Here is a 17,264-nt window from a genome sequence, read left to right as displayed (position 1 = left end):
CTCTTTTATTTATGGTTTTCTTGCCCTCAGTATTTCCCGTTTTCCTCCCGGAGGGCCGGGGAGGCGTTCTACAATAAATCCTGCGGATTGAAGCATACGGCGTACTGTGCCTTTCGCACAGTAAGTCGTCAGAATGCCGCCTGTGTGCAATATAACGTACAATTGGTCGAATAGTTCTTGCGACCACATCTCCGGCTGCTTGTCGGGGGCAAAGGCATCGAAGTAGATGAGATCGTAGCAATTTCCTTTCCCTTCTTCGCTTGTTCTTGCATCTGCCTGTACCTTTTTTAACGTAAAGTTCGGGGTTATTATTACATCTTCCTCCCACGGAGTGGTATGTAAAGTTTTGAAAAGAGGGTGATCGCTATACTTTAGGGCATCGACCGTTTCCCAGGGTAGGGGATATAATTCGATTCCGGTATAATGTATTTTTTTTCCGGTTGCTTCTGCGGCTTCGAGAGTCAGCAGGGCGTTGAGGCCTGTGCCGAAGCCTATCTCGAGGATGCGTGGCTCTGAAGCTTCCGAAGCCTTCAAGCCCATGTCGATAAATATATGTTGTGACTCGGTGCGGGCACCTTTGACCGAATGGTAGTGTTCATCCAGTTCGGGAACAAAAAGAGTGGCACTTCCATCGGCCGTCTGTTCGATAATTCTCTCCATGCTGTTCTTATATCATCAGGTTTACCAATCCTCTGGCTGCCAGGATTACCAGAACATACCTCAACACTTTACCAAGCAACATGGAGGCGGAGACCACCCAGATGTTGCTTCGCAGGAACCCGAGGGCAACGGCTATAACACTGCCTATAATGGGCAGAAAGGCAAAGAAAGCCATAAACGCGCTCCGGCCGTTCAGGTAGGCTTGCATACGTTCCACTTTCTCACGTTTCATATGGAAGTATTTCTCCAGCCAATCCATGCGTCCGAGCCGTCCCATCCCATAACAGGTGAGGCTGCCCAATAAGTTGCCGACAGATGCGGCTATCAGGCAGATGACAGGGTTCAATCCGGTACTGGGCAACACCAGTGCCGCTAGTACGGCTTCGGAACTGAATGGGACGACACTGCCCGCCAATACCGCTGAAAGAAACATACCGAGGTATCCCCATTGAATCAAAAAGTCTATAAAAGCGTCCATACATTGAAACAGAATAAAAGGAACAATCCGGCCATCGAGCCGATAAAGAACAGATTAGAAGCTTTGCTGCTGGTCAGGACAAACAGATGCCCCACCAATATGCTGACACCGATCATGAGCAACGAAAGCAAATCCATGCAGTGTGCAGGCTGCAAGAGGATGAACAGGAATATGCAAATGTTCAGGAAGATGAGGAAGTGGAGAAAGGAACGGGTACGTATTTTATCATCGAATCCGCTGACAATGCAGTGTACGGCACTGACCACGAACAGGATGAAAAGATAGCCGAGCGTGACCAACTCCCAAAGGCTCAGTTCTTTCAGCGGGTCGATCCGTTGGAAGTGTACCAGTTCGGTAAACGGCTGGTAGAACAGTTCCATCTGTCCGTAGAAGAAAGCATGTCCCAACAGAAACCAGTAGGGAAGGGTCAGTCCGATCAAGGCTCCGCAGAAACTCCGGACGGTCAGCGATTGGAAAGAGTAGCTTCCTATCAGCCAGACAGGGATGAAAAAGAGGAGTTGGGGAAATAACAAGCTGCCTATGCCGATAAAGGCAAAAGAATGGAACACATAACCGACCGGATGGGGTTGCTGGTAACTTTTGAAAAGGAAATAAAGGGAAACAAGATAGGCTACGGCCGCCACGTCTCCTGCATACAGAAGGTGCATACCGGGACATGCTGTTACGAGCAGAAAGTATAGGGAGGTCTGCACGGAAGCTCGCATACGGATGATGCCGTAGGTATTGTTCAGCTCGATCAGGAAGTATCCGATAATGGCATACAAGCCGAAGCTGATGATCCGGTTGATCCATGCAGGCGGTAAAAATGCACAGGCGGATTGCCACAGGGAATATCCCGCCTCTTTGTCCGGGTTCATATCCGGTAACAGGAAAGAGGTAGCCATCCAGCAAACGAGGCAAATGAGAATGACAACAGGCAGCGTAAATCTGCCTGCTGTCACCCGGCCTTGTAGTCTCTTATTTCTCATTATAAATCGAATCCGATATCGCGGCGGAAGTTTTTCTTTTCAAACGCTATCTTATCGGCTACTTTGTAGCTCTTGGCAAGTGCTTCTTCTTTCGTATCTCCATAGGAGCTGATGGCAATTACACGTCCACCGTTGGTTACTACCTCCCCGTCTTTCACGGCTGTGCCGGCATGGAAAAGGATGCTGTCGGTAGCGGCTGCCTGATCGAGTCCGCTGATTGCATACCCTTTCTGGTATGCTTCCGGATAACCTCCGCTGACCAACATGACACAGGCTGCCGTGCGGGGATCGAGTTCCAGGTCTTTCGTATCGAGATTGTTTTGTGCCACGCCTTCAAACAACTCTACGAGATCGCTCTTGATGCGCAACATCACGCTTTCCGTTTCGGGATCACCCATGCGGACGTTGTATTCGATAACCATCGGTTCGCCTTTCACCCGGATCAGACCCAGGAAGATGAAGCCTTTATATAAGATTCCTTCTTCTTTCAACCCTTTTACGGTAGGTTCGATGATGCGGGTACGCACTTTCTCCATGAACACTTCGTCGGCAAACGGTACGGGAGATACGCTGCCCATGCCACCGGTATTTAGTCCTTTGTCCCCTTCACCGATACGTTTGTAATCTTTGGCAACCGGGAGGACTTTATAATGTTCACCGTCAGTCAGCACAAATACGCTGCATTCGATACCGCTGAGGAATTGCTCGATCACCACCGTTGCCGAAGCATTGCCGAACATTCCGCCCAACATCTCTTTCAGTTCTTTCTTGGCTTCATCAAGGGTGGGGAGAATCAAAACCCCTTTACCGGCACACAGTCCGTCGGCTTTCAACACATAAGGTGCTTCGAGTGTTTCGAGGAATGCCAGCCCTTCTTCGAGATTGGCGGATGAGATGCTCTTATAGCGCGCAGTCGGTATGCCGTGGCGTTGCATGAATTCCTTGGCAAACTCTTTGCTCCCTTCCAGCCGGGCAGCTTCCCGGGTGGGACCTATGACTGCAATGTGACGGGTGGAAGGATCTTCCTGAAATACATCATAAATCCCTTCTACCAACGGGTCTTCCGGTCCCACCACTATCATATCGATGTTTTCTTTCAAGGCGAAAGCCTTCAGGGCATCAAAATCGGTAGCTTTGATATTTATGTTTTCACCGGCTAATGCAGTTCCCGCATTTCCCGGGGCGATATATAGCTTTTTAACTTTGGGGCTTTGGGCAATTTTCCACGCCAATGCGTGTTCGCGGCCGCCCGAGCCTAAGAGTAACAGTTTCATAATGGCTTCCTTTATTAAGTGGTTGTTTTATTTCAGATAATCTTCAAAGTAGCGGGTTATCTTCTCGTGCAGATGTACGCGGTCGCGTCCCATGACGTTGTGCTTATGGTTCGGATAAATGAAAAGATCCGGATAGGTGCGGGCATCTATACAGGCTTTCATGAACGACAAGGTATGTTGCGGTACACAAGTATCGTCGTGGTCGTCATGGATCATGAGAAGATGTCCTTTCAGATTCCCGGCAAGCTTTTTGAGGTTTGTCTGGTCGTAACCTTCCGGATTGCTTTGCGGAGTATCCATATAGCGTTCTCCGTACATGATCTCGTAGTAACTCCAATCGATGACCGGGCCACCGGCTACACCGACTTTAAACAGGTCGGGGTAACGAAGCAACAAAGCGGTAGTCATGTGGCCGCCGAAACTCCAACCGTGTACACCGATAAGGTTGCCATCGACATAGGGAAGGCTTTGCAGGAATTCCACTCCCTTCACCTGGTCTTTTCCTTCTTCGATGCCCAAGTGGCGGAAGGTGACATCCTCGAATTCCCGTCCCCGGTTCTCACTGCCGCGATTGTCGAGGCAGAACATGACGTAACCTTTGTTTGCCATGTAGATGTCCCATCCGCGCGCGCCATATTGCCAACTGCCGTTGATCATCTGTGCATGAGGGCCACCGTATACATAGACAATGGCAGGGTATTTCTTTCCGGCTTCCATATCGGCAGGTTTGATGAGGCGGTAATACAGATCCGTTACCCCATCGGCAGCCTTGATGGTTCCGGTTTCGATAACAGGCATCCGGAAGCCGTCAAAAGGATCGGTGGCCGTGAGCAAGGGAATGCTTTTGCCCGATTGCGTGTTGAGGATGCTGATGTTGCGTGGTACATCGGGGGAACTGTAATTATCTATCAGATAGGTTCCCGAAGGGTTAAGGATGCCTCTGTGAACTCCATCGGCAGTTCCTAGTAATACCCGTTTCCCGTTTTTCAGGTTGACACGGAAGAAGTTGCTTTGCAACGGTGAAAATTCGGTGCTGGCAATGATCATCTCTTTCTTCTTGGCATCGAAACCCAGAATGTCCTGTACCAGCCAGTCACCTTCGGTCAGTTGCCGGATCAGCTTGCCCTCCGTATCGTAAAGGTATAAATGGTTGAAACCGTCGCGTTGGCTTTGATAAATGAACTTCGTGGCATCCCAGGGCAAGAAGGTGATGGCGTGCATCGGTTCCACGTATTTGGGATGCGTTTCTTCCATCAGGTTAGCCATCCATTCTCCGGTTTCTGTGTTGTATTGGCTGAGCTTCGAATGATTCTGGTCCCGGTTCAGTTCTATCAGATAAATGCTTTTCCCATCCGGTGCCCAGGAGAGGTTCGTGAAATAACGGTCTGTCGGATCGCCTGTTTTAAGATAAACGGTTTTTCCGGTAGCGGGGTTATAGATGCCGACTGCAACCTGGTGGCTGGGCATACCTGCCATGGGGTAGCGAATGTTGTTCAACTCACCTACGCGGGCGGTGATATCCACCAAGGGGTATTGGCTGACCATCCGTTCGTCCATGCGGTAAAAAGCGAGTAGATTGCCGTCCGGGCTCCAATAAGTTCCTTTCTTGATGCCGAACTCGTTCCGGTGAACGGCTTGTCCGCAGACAATACCCTCCGGCTCGTCCGTCACTTGGGTGTCGTTGACATACAAGTTATTGCCTACGGTATAGGCAACGTTTCCGTTTACGGTGCAGTAGTCAGGATTGGCAGCTCCCTTTTTAGTGGCGACTGTGGAAACGATCCGATTGTTCGTCAAGTCATAGACAATGTACTTTTCGGGCATTTCAATAAGCATCTGCGCTTTGTCCGCCCAAGGGAAACGGACGTTGTAGAAATAGGACAGTTTTCCCGCCTGGCTCTGTTCCAGTACCCGGTTGACTGACTCTCTTGTAGCGATCACCCGTTCTTTGCCTGTCTTGGGATTTACGGCAAAGAGAGTGCCGATGTCCGGTTTGATGCATTCGTCCCCCCACCATTGCAACCCGTAAAGGTTTTCGGGAAAACGGAAAGTTTCTCCGCTGGGAATTAAATCTTCCAGCGTCGGTGTTTTTAATTCTTGTGCCCTAACGTTCATGATAAATAGAGTTTGGAGCATTACCAGTAAAAGATAGCTTTTCTTAATCATTGCCTTTCTCTTGTTTATTGTCTATACTTTTTGAGGAAAATTCTGACAGGCTTTTACTCTTCCTGTCTACGGCTTTTCGGAAACTCTCTCGGTTTCCTGTCGCTGTTGCCGTAGCTTCGTCCCTCTCTGGGCCTTCTGTCCCCGGAGAAACCGCGTCCTTCATCCCGGCGGGGTCTGAACTCTCTTCTTTCTCTCGGAGCGCGTTCGTCGCCTTCTCCTCCTTCATCGTCCAGGCTCTTGTATTCTTTGTATTTTCCGTCGAATATCTCGTATTTGCGGAACTCGCATTCCAATGCTCCGTTGAATAACGGGGTTTTCTGGCTCGGTTTCAGGCCGATCTGGTCAAAGCACTCTTCCCGGTAAGAGAGTATCCATGCGTCATTCCCGGTAAAGGCATGTTTCAACCGTTCACCGATCATGCTGTATAATCCCAAAAGGTCATTGGTAGAGATACGTTCCCCGTAAGGCGGATTGGTGATCATGATCGACTTCTCTGCCGGCTGCTCGAATTGCTGGAAGGGTTGCAGTTTCAGTATGATATCTTTGGACACCCCTGCGGCTTTGATGTTATGGGTAGCTATGTCGTTGGCTTTCGGGCTGTTGTCGTACCCGTATATTTTATGGGTAAACTCCCGTTCCTGACTGTCGTCATTGTAGATGGTGTCGAACAGGTCTTGATCAAAATCCACCCACTTCTCGAAGGCGAATTCTTTGCGGAATACACCGGGCGCAATGTTTCTGGCGATCAGTGCGGCTTCGACAGGGATGGTTCCCGAACCGCACATCGGGTCGATAAGGTCGCATTCGCCTTTCCACCCTGTCATCAGGATCATCCCAGCGGCAAGTACCTCGTTCAGCGGAGCTTCGACCGCTTCCTGACGGTATCCGCGGCGGTGGAGTGATTCACCGGACGAGTCGAGGGAAAGCGTACACGCAGTCTGAGCGATATGAATATTCAGCAATACATCCGGTTTGTTGATCCGGACGGAGGGGCGTTTCCCGTTCAGTTCTCTGAAATAATCGACAATGGCATCTTTTACCTTGTATGAGACGAACTTGGAATGGCGGAATTCATCGCTGAATACGACGGCATCCACGGCGAAAGTCTTCTCTACATCCAGGATGTCTTCCCAGGGAATGGCTTTGATCTGTTCGTAGACTTCATCGGCATCCTTGGCGTTGAAGTGTTTGATGGGTTTCAGAATGCGGATGGCAGTGCGCAGGCAGAAATTTGCTTTGTACATCATTTCCTTATCACCGGTGAATGATACCATCCGCCGTCCTATCTGCACGTCATTTGCTCCAAGTGCTGTCAGTTCTTCAGCCAATATTTCTTCCAGTCCTTGAAAGGTTTTGGCAATCATTTCAAATTGTTCGCTCATAAACTTTATTACGATTTATTTTATTATTTAGCTTTCGTTTGTACAATCTTCGCTCCTGCGGGAACATCTTCCGTCACCCATATATTGCCTCCGACCGTTGCATCCCGTCCGATGGTAATGCGTCCCAGTATGGTGGCATTGGAGTAGATGATTACATTATCCTCCAGAATCGGATGGCGCGGGATTCCTTTGATGGGCTTTCCGTCGGCATCCAGCGGGAAACTTTTAGCACCCAACGTCACTCCCTGATATAGCTTGACATTGTTACCGATGATGCTGGTCGCTCCGATCACCACGCCTGTCCCGTGGTCAATGGTAAAATGGCTTCCGATGCAGGCTCCCGGATGTATGTCGATGCCTGTCTCGCTGTGAGCCATTTCCGTGATGATGCGCGGGATAAGCGGAACTCCCAGTTCCAACAATTCATGGGCAATGCGGTAGTTGCTGATGGCGCGGATGGCGGGGTAACAGCAAATTACTTCGCCCAGGCTTTCGGCAGCCGGGTCGCCGTTGTAGGCAGCTTCTACATCCGTAGCCAATACCCTGCGTAAATGGGGCAATCTGCTGATGAAGTCCGCTGCCAGCCGGGCGGACTCTTCACGCATGGATTCTGTGCAGAATTCACCTTCTTCGCTGCTTCCGAAACACAGCCCAGCCAGTATCTGATCTGTCAGCAGGTCAAATAATTTCTCAATATTTACTCCGATATGGTAATTGATGGTGCGGCTATTGATGGTCGAGTTGCCGAAATATCCGGGAAAAAGGATGGAACGTGCCAATTCAATGACATCACACAATGCCCGTGCTGATGGCAAAGGTTCGCCATCCTTGTGCTGGTGAAACAGTCCTTGGTATGATTCGCTTTCCGAAAGCTCGTCGACTGCCTGTGTCAGAATGTGAGTGAAGTTTAGTGGACTCATTAGATTCCTGTATTCTGTTAGATTGGCTACAAAGATAAGAATTATTGCTTATATTTTCTATCTGAATGTATATATCATTCGGAAAAAGAGTGTAATTTTGTTGCCATATACCATCAAATACAAAGATGAATAAGATTGTTATCCGGGGAATTATAGGATGTATCTGTCCACTATTGTTTGCATACGGTTGTAACAAGACAACTCATATGCCGGGAAGCGGGGGATATGAAGCGATTGTGGATTCACTGGAACGACAGGCTTCGGACTCCTTGTTTGTCAATAATGCATGGTCGCGTACTTTATTGAGTGAGAATATGGAACAAGCCGCAGATAGTCTTACTTATTATCGGTTGATGGGGATTTATTCGAAAGCATGTTTCGCTACCGCACAGTTTGACTCGGTATTTTTTTATAACCATAAGATTCTTCGATTTTGTTTAGGTGCGTCCGAAACTCCACAGATTCATGACCTTATCTCCGCAGCAAATAATATGTCGGGCAATGTATGGGTGCAACGTAGTATGCCGGACTCGGCAATTGCTTGTTATAAGAGGGCTTATGAACATCGCAAGAAAGGTACGGAAACAGCTTATTTGCCGGATATCTGTATTAACTTGGCCGATGGTTACGTTCATCGGGGAGATTATGCGAATGCTGCCTATTATTATCGCAGGGCATTATTCATCTGTGATTCCTTGGATTTGCCCGACCGGAATAAGTTTCCAGTGTACTACGGCTTGGGACAAACATACATGGAGCTTCGTGACTTTGACCTTTCGAATTATTATTATGAAATGGCAGGACAATATTTCTCCCAAATGAATCCGGCGGAGAAATTCACTTATCTCAATAACCGTGGTAACCATTTTTACTACAAAAAGGATTACTGGAAGGCGTCCCGCTTTATGGAACGTGCTTTAGGGGCTGTGAAACCTTACCCGGAGATGGTATTTGAACAGAATCTCTGCAAGGCGAATCTGGGAGAACTTTATATGTTGACCGGGAAGTTGGATTCTGCTCAGATGTATCTTAATGACAGTTATCGTTTCTTTTCGGATATGAAGAATGCCTCGGCCATGTACTACATCGAGACACAGATGATAGAGCTTGCGCTTCGTCAGGGCGATGTGGCTCTTGCTGCCAAACTGATAACACTTACAAAGCCCGATGCCCATGTGGAAGCCAATATGATCAATATCCGCAATCACTATTTGCAGCACTATTTTGAACGGACGGGCAATTATAAGCTTGCTTATGAATACTTGAAGAATGACCAGAAGTTGAATGACTCCATCCGGAATGAACAGGTGCGTACGCGCGTGGCGGAACTGGACATGCGTTATCGTCAGGATACGATCGTCATGCGTCGTGAAATCCTTATAGAGAAGCAAACCGGAGAGATGAAGGCCTTGCGCCTGACATCCTATATCTGGGGTATCGGTTGTGCAGCTTTGGCGTTGATCTTATTTATCCTCTATTGGCTTATGAAAAAGAAACGTGCTTTCTTGCAAGAACGGCATCTGAATCAGATCAGTCGTCTCCGCATGGAGAATATCCGTAATCATGTTTCGCCTCATTTCACATTCAACGTATTGAGTCGTGAGATCAGCCATTTTAAAGGTACGGAAGAGGAGAAGAACGGGCTGGTGGGATTGGTGAAGCTTTTAAGGAAGAGTCTGGAACTTACGGAAAGATTGAGCATCACGCTTCGGGAAGAACTGGACTTTGTGCAGACTTATGTGGGGTTGGAACGGAGTAGGTTGGGGGAGGACTTTGAATTGACACTGGTTGTTGATGAAAGAATTGACACGGAACGAATTTTGATTCCTTCGATGATTATACAAATTCCTGTCGAGAATGCCATTAAGCATGGTCTTGCCGGAGTGGAGGGGAAGAAAATGCTGGATATCTCAGTTGTGAGGGAAGAGAGCGGTGTACGGATCAGGGTTACTGATAACGGACGGGGGTATCTCCCGCAAACGATGTCACCTACACGGGGAACCGGTACAGGATTGAAGGTGCTTTACCAGACTGTCCAACTACTTAATGCCCGAAATAAAGGAGAAAAAATACGATTTGAAATAACAAACCTTGCCGATGGGCAGAAAACGGGAACTCGCGTTTCTGTTTACGTCCCGGACAATTATTCTTATGACTTATGACGACGATGGAAGAGTTCTGTAAAGTTGTGATTGTTGACGATGAACGTACTGCGATTGAGGATTTGCTCAGGGAATTGGCTTGCTATCCCGAAATGTCAGTCAAAGGCACTGCTGCTAATGGGGTGAAAGGAAGGAAGTTGATCATGGAGCAACGGCCCGATCTGTTGTTTTTGGATGTTGAATTGCCCGATGTTCAGGGTATCCGTCTTTTGAGTGAGATGCGCGAAGAGGTGACGTGGGATATGAAAGTCGTATTTTATACGGCATATGATAAATATCTGCTCCAGGCTTTGCGCGAGTCGGCATTCGATTATCTGCTCAAGCCTTTTCAAGCGGAAGAGTTGAAGGTGATTCTCGAACGTTATCGGAAAACCATTGCTTCCCATCAGCCGGCACCTTCCTTTTCGGCATCTTTTGCTGCTTTGTTGCCGCAACGCGATACCTTTATGATCAGTACGGTGACTGGTTTTAAAATGCTTCGTATTGAGGAAATCGGTTATTTTGAATATGTAAAGGATAAACGGCAGTGGCAGGTCACCCTCTTCGACCAAACCAAATTGAACTTGAAAAAGAATACGAAGGCGGAAGATATTACCAGTTATTCCGAATCCTTTGTGCAGATTAGCCAGTCAGCTATTATCAATATAGGTTATCTGGCCATTATCAATGGAAAACAGTGCCAACTTTATCCTCCTTTCAATAGCCGTGATGACCTGTCAATCTCACGTAATTTTCTGAAAGAATTGCAGGAGAAATTTTGTATCATCTGATTTTTTTTAGCTATGATAGACATTAATTTTATCTGTATAAGTCGTATTTATGGCTGAATGATCGTAATATGGAGAAAAGGCATTTTTAAGTTTCTATCTTAATTGCTATCTTTGTGGAAGAAGTATAGTATACTAGCTTTTTTAATTTTTAGATGATAAATTCTCTATAACTGGTTAGGCCGGGGCTTTTGTGAAAAAGACTCCGGCTGTTTATTTGTTTGTAATGTCTTAAAAAAGGGCACCTCTTCACAGAGGTGCCCTGCCTAATGGATGCCTGATGTAAATTCAATTTGCATACACTTATGCAGAGCCAAATTTAAACAAAAAAATACATTCTAAATTGACCGACATCCTCTTCCATCTTTATGCGTAGAAGGAAAATCATTATTAAATCAGAAACATTAACTGGTTGTAAGTGCTGTCGAAAAGGAAAGCGGACTATAGTTTGGGGTTTTCGGGGTGATGAGCTTTGTCTTTTATATAAAAAGGCAGAAGCGTGAAGCCGAAACATTATCTAACTTGAGGCCCGACCAAGAGCCCGGTAATGGATAATGAGTCAGCCCACGCTCCCTTTATTGGTATAAACTATATCTTCTTACAGGCAGAAGATAGATATAACATATATGTACAATAAAGGTTGCGGGACTTTCACTGTGCCATTACCATTGAAGTTTGGTCGGTTTCAAGCTAGCACAAATAGTTGTTCGCAACAATAGGAGGTATAACCGCGCAATGGATATGTTAATATACGTTGCGGGAATTTATACCTTTCTTTTTTCCTTTTTGCAAATATATGAATTAATAGTATGACAACCTATGATAAATCATATATTTTTTGTCATTAAGCGGGTTTATAGTGTTGGAGCGGGTATCTTTCGATTGGTAAAATCGAAAGTGAGGAGAGTAATGTTACATCTCATTACAAGGCGTTTAGTCCCTGTTTCTGAGGTGTTAAGAGGTGCCTTGTTGCCCATTAATGGTGAGCGTGTTGGGTATTAATGATCATCGTGTCAGGTGTTAATAGTCATCACGTTGGGGCTTAATGGCTATTGGATGGGGTATTAATTGTGGCTCTACCAAGCATTAGTTATGATGAAATATGCAATTGCAAGTGTTTTTTTGAAGTAACGGGCAAATACGAGTTTATACCGCTAAATAAGCTTTTTCTAAACAGTATCAGAGGCTACTCCGAAAAATAGGGAGTAGCCTCTGGTAAAGTTTGGATTACAAATTGTTATTTGACAAGAATCTTACTGAAAGATACTTGATTTTCCGTTGTTATTTTCAGGATATAGATGCCTTCAGTGAATCCGTTTGTATTGATCGTTTCATTGGATTGGCAGCTAGCACAACATCTTCCTTGAGTATCGATCATTTCTATCATTTTTGTGCTGTTTCCAGGAGTAATGATGCCGGTCTCAGTATTGTATGTGTAGAGTACTTCTGCATTATTAGTATTGATACCCGTACCACCACCTGCTTCAACTGTGAATAAAAGTTCGGTAAACTCGGAATATTGTTTACTACTGTAATCATACATAGGATAAACTGCTTGCACTTTGGCGATATGTTTTCCTTCTGATAAATTGTTGAATGTGACAGAACGTTGAGTAGTTGTTTCAACCAGTTCTTCGTCCAGGTATACATTGAAGGTCGCCATTGCAAAAACTTCCGGTTCTCTTTGTCCGATAAAGATATCATCCAACATGAAGAACATGTGCTGGTTGGAGACGCAGCGAATTACTGTGTGACGTGCTTCTTTAGGCATGTTGTAAACAAACTCTGTCCATATTCCTCCAACGGTTTGAGGCTTTTCTGTCAGCCAAATAACATTCTCCGGTTGCGCTTCTTCGGTGGTGTAACCTACCATAAATTCTTCATTGCCCAGTGCTGCATAAAATCCGGAAGCTGCATAGAATCTCAGAGTGAAGTCGGACTCGAATGATAGCTCCGGTGAGAAAATATAGTCGTCATTAACACCTCCGTTTTCTAATGAAACGTCGATAAGTACTTTGTTGCCGCTATGGGGTTGTACATATTCCAGAAGATTTGGAGTGGTGGCTGTAGGATTGAATGCCATATAGGCCATTGGCGCATACATATTCTCATAAGGTGATTGTTCACATTGTGCCACTCCATAAGTTGTACCCCCATCCTTGTCAACATAAGTCCATCCGACTTCTCCAGCTGGGTTAAGAGCGAAATCTTCCATTCCTTCAAAGTCTTCGAAGATGCCGAATTCCTCGTTCCATTTGAGTTGTACATCGTTTGTCCCTTCCGTTTGTTCAGCTTTTAAATTGAAAGGTGCAACAGGAGCCAGTTGAAGCTCTATAACTGTTTTATAACTGTTTTGGCTATCTATAACTAGATTTGAATTTGCAGTTTGGAATCCTTCTTTGGTTACAGATACCATATAGCTGCCTTTGCGTACTTGATCGAATATAACAATTGAACTTTGGGCTGTTGCCGTATAAACCAGTTCTTCATTGTCGTTATTTGTCAGTTTAATTGTTGCCCCTTTGGAGAAATCTATGGCCGTATTGGGAGATAGCACAACTGTAAGTTGGGTGTACATTTTATGATCAATTTCTGGTGAATAACAGATTTCTGAGGCTTTCTCTCCTTTATATACGGTTTGTACTGCATATTGGTATGTACCTTGATCCAAAGAATTGAATCCTTTATCGATGCAGTACAGCTCTTTGATATCTTTGGCTATTTCTGTCCATGCTTCTTGGTTTTCTTTATTACTAGAGTCAAATCTCCAGATGCTGTATGAGAATCTTTGATTTTCAATTTGTTTAGCAGGAGCTTTCTTAATCATCGGAGTAGACATACTTCTTATGAGTTTTGCCTGATTCGCAGGAGACAGATCGGTACTAAGTGCTAATCCTTTTGCACGGATAAAGAAATTGCTGACACTGCTAAAGCGCCAACCTTCATCCTCGCTGCTCGACACGAGGGAGTTTTGTGTATCGCACTTATAATCTAAAAGAATGTTAAATCCATTCTCATGCCCAATGGCACAAATACATCCGTTCGGTGCAACTATTGGTTCTGGGAAATTATATTCATTCCACTTTACAATGTCTTCATAGTCATAATTTATCATAGGAACCTTTTTTGCCTCGTATAAAGGTGTCATAGATAATGAACCGTCTTTATTTATTGGGAACACATAAATGTCTATGAGTTCATCTTCTACCTCTGTTGCTGCCCAAGTCATATTAGTCAGAACCATAGGATCTGCAAAAGAAACGCCTGTAAGTGCATAAGAAGAATTTATTCGATACGTTCCTTCAAAATTAGCATTATCGTGAGCGAACACTTTTTCTCCTACAGGCATCATCCAAGAAACGAACATTCCCTTTTCTGTAAGATCCGTACAGATATTGGTAGGTGCATTTATGAGGTCTTTCAAAATAATTGAATTTAGTGTTACAGTAGCATCTGTTACATCTATATCTGCATAATGAGGAACCTTGAAATCTTTTAATATGGAAAGTTTATATATGTTATGTTCATAGGGACTGCGCACTTCATTAAAGGTAAATGCTCCATCCTTGTTGGTTGTTGTTTCGTGAGCTTTTTCACCGACTAATGTTACTTGAGCATTTGCTATCGGATTATTATCTTCGTCAACAACTGTTCCGGAAACAGTGGACAATGGAATAGGAGTCATCTCGACCGTACAGTTTACGGTTTCGTTTTCACCGATATTTATCTCTTTTTTTTCAATTGGGAAATAACCATCCAAAGTGGCATTCAGGCAGTAAGTGCCAGCAGTCAGATTTTCGTAATTGCATTTTCCCTCTGCACTCGTGGTGAAATTTTGAGTATCATAGAAAGAGCCGCTTAAAGAGACTTCAACACCTTCTATTGCTTTTTGATTATCTTTATTGACTACTGCTACTTCTAATTGCCCATCTTTGTCTTCAGCGACTTCAAAACTCTTTATCAGTGCGCTACCCGACCATGCTTTTGCAGAAAGATAAAGACCGAAAAAATATTTTCCGCTTTCAATGTTCTCAGGCAAGGAAAATTTCAAATAGGATTCTTCACTGTGGTTTTCTAATTCTTTTATGATGGTAGTTTGACCGTCTGGTTCGGCAGTAGATCCCATAGTAAACCTTATGAATCCAGTGAAGTCAGAATAGAATTTAGTCTTAATGACATATTGCTTTCCGCCTGTTAAAACGATTTCCGGTGAAATGAGCCAATCATCAATACCTATGTCAGGCGCTGTGCTGATGAAAGCTCCTCCACTATTATCCCACCACCAGACACTATTACCATTGCTAGCCGGGCCATTGTTGTCGATAATTTTCCATAAGTTGAACTCTTCTTCCGAATCAAAGCCGCAGAAGAAGTGATCTGTTTCGTTTGTTACGCTTGCTTGTACTCTTGTTCCCCAAAAAGTAAGCAATAACATAATGAATAAGTAATTTAAATGTTTCATAATATTGTTGTTTTGATGATTGGTTTTTACTTAGTTGTGAATTACGAATTTGCAGGTTTGCGTGCCATGGTCTGTTTCCATGCTGATGAAATAAATGCCTTGTGTTAATGGCTCGACTGGTATGTAATTTGTGTTTTGTCCGATCCTTTTCACCAATAGTCCGGAGGTATTATAAATATTTGCAGTCTTGAATTTACCCTGAATATAAAGTTTACCGTTTATGACTCTTACTTGGTTTTTGTGAATTTCTGACTCCATGACGGAGATCCCTGTTGGATTTTTTTTTGTCACATCGATTTCATTGGCGTTGTACACTTGGCAATTGTTGGAACTGATACGGTCTGTATTTGCGATGAAAGCGATAACGTGCATTTGTTTGTCTACCCACTCTTCCGGCAGCATAAATGTATATACTTTGGATTGGTATGAAGACCCGTTGAAAGTTATGGGATCTCCCCAGGTGTCGGTTAAAGTTTCGCGAATGACGCAATTGTGATAATATGATTTTGGATCTGTAACTCCGGCCTGTGGATAATTGGAGAGAATGCTATCTTCGGTCAGGAATATATTCAAGCGGATGTCATTACCACCCAAACGCTTCGGATCTCCGGACAGTACTTCTCCGGATACGGATACGTCTATAGTACGTGTAGATGGATCATATACCTTTTCGATATTCAAAGTAACTAAAGCGGGAGTAGAAAGACGCTGGTCCATTAATTTACTGAAAGTGGTACGTTGTGGAAAGAAAGCCGGTCCCGGGCTGCTGTTACTCCCATCATTTGCTCCATAAGGGGCAAGATTCGTGCGATCCATCATGGCACCAGGAGCATATACGCTGCCCGTAGTTTCATTACTGTAAAAGAAAAGATAGTCTTGACTGGGTTGAATGGTCAGGGGATCAGTTCCCATGCCAGCATGGTGAACCACATGAATTACATCATCGCGATACATCATGGCATCTTCTATTGTTTTATGGGCTCTAGGGCAGTTGTTGCAATTCATTGTGGAAAAATGTTCCAGTAGTACTTTTCGGTTGGTATATTCTGTTTTACTGATGATGTTTTGAACGCTTCCCTCATTATCCAATGGGTTTTCATCTTCCATACCGTTTACTTTATCGATGCGTATGTCCAGATTGTAAATACCATTTTTGTCTATGGTGATGTTGCCCAACGGGATCAAAGAAATTTCGTTACTTGTGATGGACAGATTGTCTATTGTACGTGTGACGGGGCTTTGTCCTTCTATTGTGTATGTAACTTCGATGCTGTTAATATCTGCAGCAGCCATGTTACGTGCTATAAGATTGACAGGAGCATCTCCGCTGGTTTGCGCATAATGTTTCGCTATAACATTTTGTATTTCAATGTCGTTTTGTGGGAGCGCATCACCTTCTATGATAGCTTGCAGATTTAAATTTCCTCCCTCTTGATGTTGCCAGCCCGATTCTATATCATCTTCATTCTCAGTCAGTCTAATCCAGTTAGCCAGATTGTTGTTTTCGCGTCCGTCCATGGAGAATGGTTCACCGGCACTGGCATATTTGAATCCGATGAAGATTTCTTCACCGGTAATTTCAAACGGGGTATCAAGAGCGATTTCATTCCAGCCGACATTAAGATGGTCTACCGATTGCTTGTAAAGAAAAGTTTCGTTGCGGCTGAGATTGTTTGAAATAAATATGTATTTCTCTTTCTCTGTAAGTTTATCTCCAATGGCAAGACGTAAAGTTGTAATTCGGCTGCCTTTTAGTTTTTGCATGTATTCAGCCGGAAATTGAATGGCTCCTTGAATAAGAACTTCAAATCCTAAACCTAAATTTAAAGCCATATTTCCATCTGCATACCCTATTCTCATTTTTGTACTTTTTTCATGACTATGCATGACAGTCTTTCCATGGATTGATTTTGCCGGTGTAGAAAACAAAAGAATGAATGTAAGCATGAAAAAGAAGGATCTGTTTTTCATAATGTATGTTTTAAAAGGTGTGATTGATAATGA

The 17,264-nt window shown here is 44.6% G+C and carries 11 protein-coding genes; 2 read left to right on the top strand and 9 right to left on the bottom strand.

The genetic code is table 11. From position 1 onward, the window contains the following. Positions 1-9 precede the first annotated feature (9 nt). Genes mnmC2 through H8744_RS05390 form a run of 7 tightly spaced genes read right to left on the bottom strand, consistent with a single transcriptional unit; the run spans position 10 to position 7,869 of the window. Positions 10-660 carry a tRNA (5-methylaminomethyl-2-thiouridine)(34)-methyltransferase MnmC2 gene (gene mnmC2 / locus H8744_RS05420; RefSeq protein WP_262433864.1) on the bottom strand — a complete coding sequence of 217 codons (651 nt, stop codon included), beginning with the start codon at positions 658-660 and terminating at the stop codon, positions 10-12. A 7-nt stretch (positions 661-667) separates the two neighbouring features. Further along, a complete protein-coding gene (locus H8744_RS05415) occupies positions 668-1,138 on the bottom strand; it encodes a YqaA family protein (RefSeq protein ID WP_262433863.1) in 471 nt (156 codons plus the stop codon). Beyond that, entirely contained in the window at positions 1,123-2,127 is a 1,005-nt protein-coding gene (locus tag H8744_RS05410) for a hypothetical protein (RefSeq protein ID WP_262433862.1), read from the bottom strand. The genes H8744_RS05415 and H8744_RS05410 overlap by 16 nt, the downstream gene beginning before the upstream one ends. After that, positions 2,127-3,401 carry a phosphoribosylamine--glycine ligase gene (gene purD, locus H8744_RS05405; RefSeq protein WP_262433861.1) on the bottom strand — a complete coding sequence of 425 codons (1,275 nt, stop codon included), beginning with the start codon at positions 3,399-3,401 and terminating at the stop codon, positions 2,127-2,129. The genes H8744_RS05410 and purD overlap by 1 nt, the downstream gene beginning before the upstream one ends. Positions 3,402-3,428: 27 nt before the next feature. Continuing rightward, positions 3,429-5,567 carry a S9 family peptidase gene (locus H8744_RS05400; protein ID WP_262433860.1) on the bottom strand — a complete coding sequence of 713 codons (2,139 nt, stop codon included), beginning with the start codon at positions 5,565-5,567 and terminating at the stop codon, positions 3,429-3,431. Between the two features lie 53 nt (positions 5,568-5,620). Further along, a complete protein-coding gene (locus H8744_RS05395; protein WP_262433859.1) occupies positions 5,621-6,949 on the bottom strand; it encodes a THUMP domain-containing class I SAM-dependent RNA methyltransferase in 1,329 nt (442 codons plus the stop codon). Positions 6,950-6,972: 23 nt separating this feature from the next. Further along, positions 6,973-7,869, bottom strand: coding sequence for a serine O-acetyltransferase (locus H8744_RS05390; RefSeq protein ID WP_262433858.1), 897 nt, complete (start codon positions 7,867-7,869; stop codon positions 6,973-6,975). Positions 7,870-7,994: 125 nt separating this feature from the next. On the opposite strand from H8744_RS05390, the gene H8744_RS05385 reads away from it, so the two are divergent. Both H8744_RS05385 and H8744_RS05380 read left to right on the top strand, forming a co-directional pair. Further along, positions 7,995-10,031, top strand: a complete 2,037-nt coding sequence (locus H8744_RS05385; RefSeq protein ID WP_262433857.1) for a tetratricopeptide repeat-containing sensor histidine kinase — start codon at positions 7,995-7,997, stop codon at positions 10,029-10,031. After that, entirely contained in the window at positions 10,028-10,801 is a 774-nt protein-coding gene (locus tag H8744_RS05380) for a LytR/AlgR family response regulator transcription factor (RefSeq protein ID WP_262433856.1), read from the top strand. Before H8744_RS05385 ends, H8744_RS05380 begins: the two co-directional genes overlap by 4 nt. A 1,234-nt stretch (positions 10,802-12,035) precedes the next feature. Here H8744_RS05380 and H8744_RS05375 read toward each other — a convergent pair. Both H8744_RS05375 and H8744_RS05370 read right to left on the bottom strand, forming a co-directional pair. Then, entirely contained in the window at positions 12,036-15,260 is a 3,225-nt protein-coding gene (locus H8744_RS05375) for a carboxypeptidase regulatory-like domain-containing protein (protein WP_262433855.1), read from the bottom strand. A gap of 30 nt (positions 15,261-15,290) precedes the next feature. Then, a complete protein-coding gene (locus tag H8744_RS05370) occupies positions 15,291-17,231 on the bottom strand; it encodes an Omp28-related outer membrane protein (protein ID WP_262433854.1) in 1,941 nt (646 codons plus the stop codon). Positions 17,232-17,264: the final 33 nt, after the last annotated feature.

This window comes from Jilunia laotingensis, from assembly GCF_014385165.1.
Taxonomy (GTDB): Bacteria; Bacteroidota; Bacteroidia; order Bacteroidales; family Bacteroidaceae; genus Bacteroides; species Bacteroides laotingensis.
Note: the sequence above shows the minus strand (reverse complement) of the source record. Positions and strands in the feature narration are given on the sequence as shown.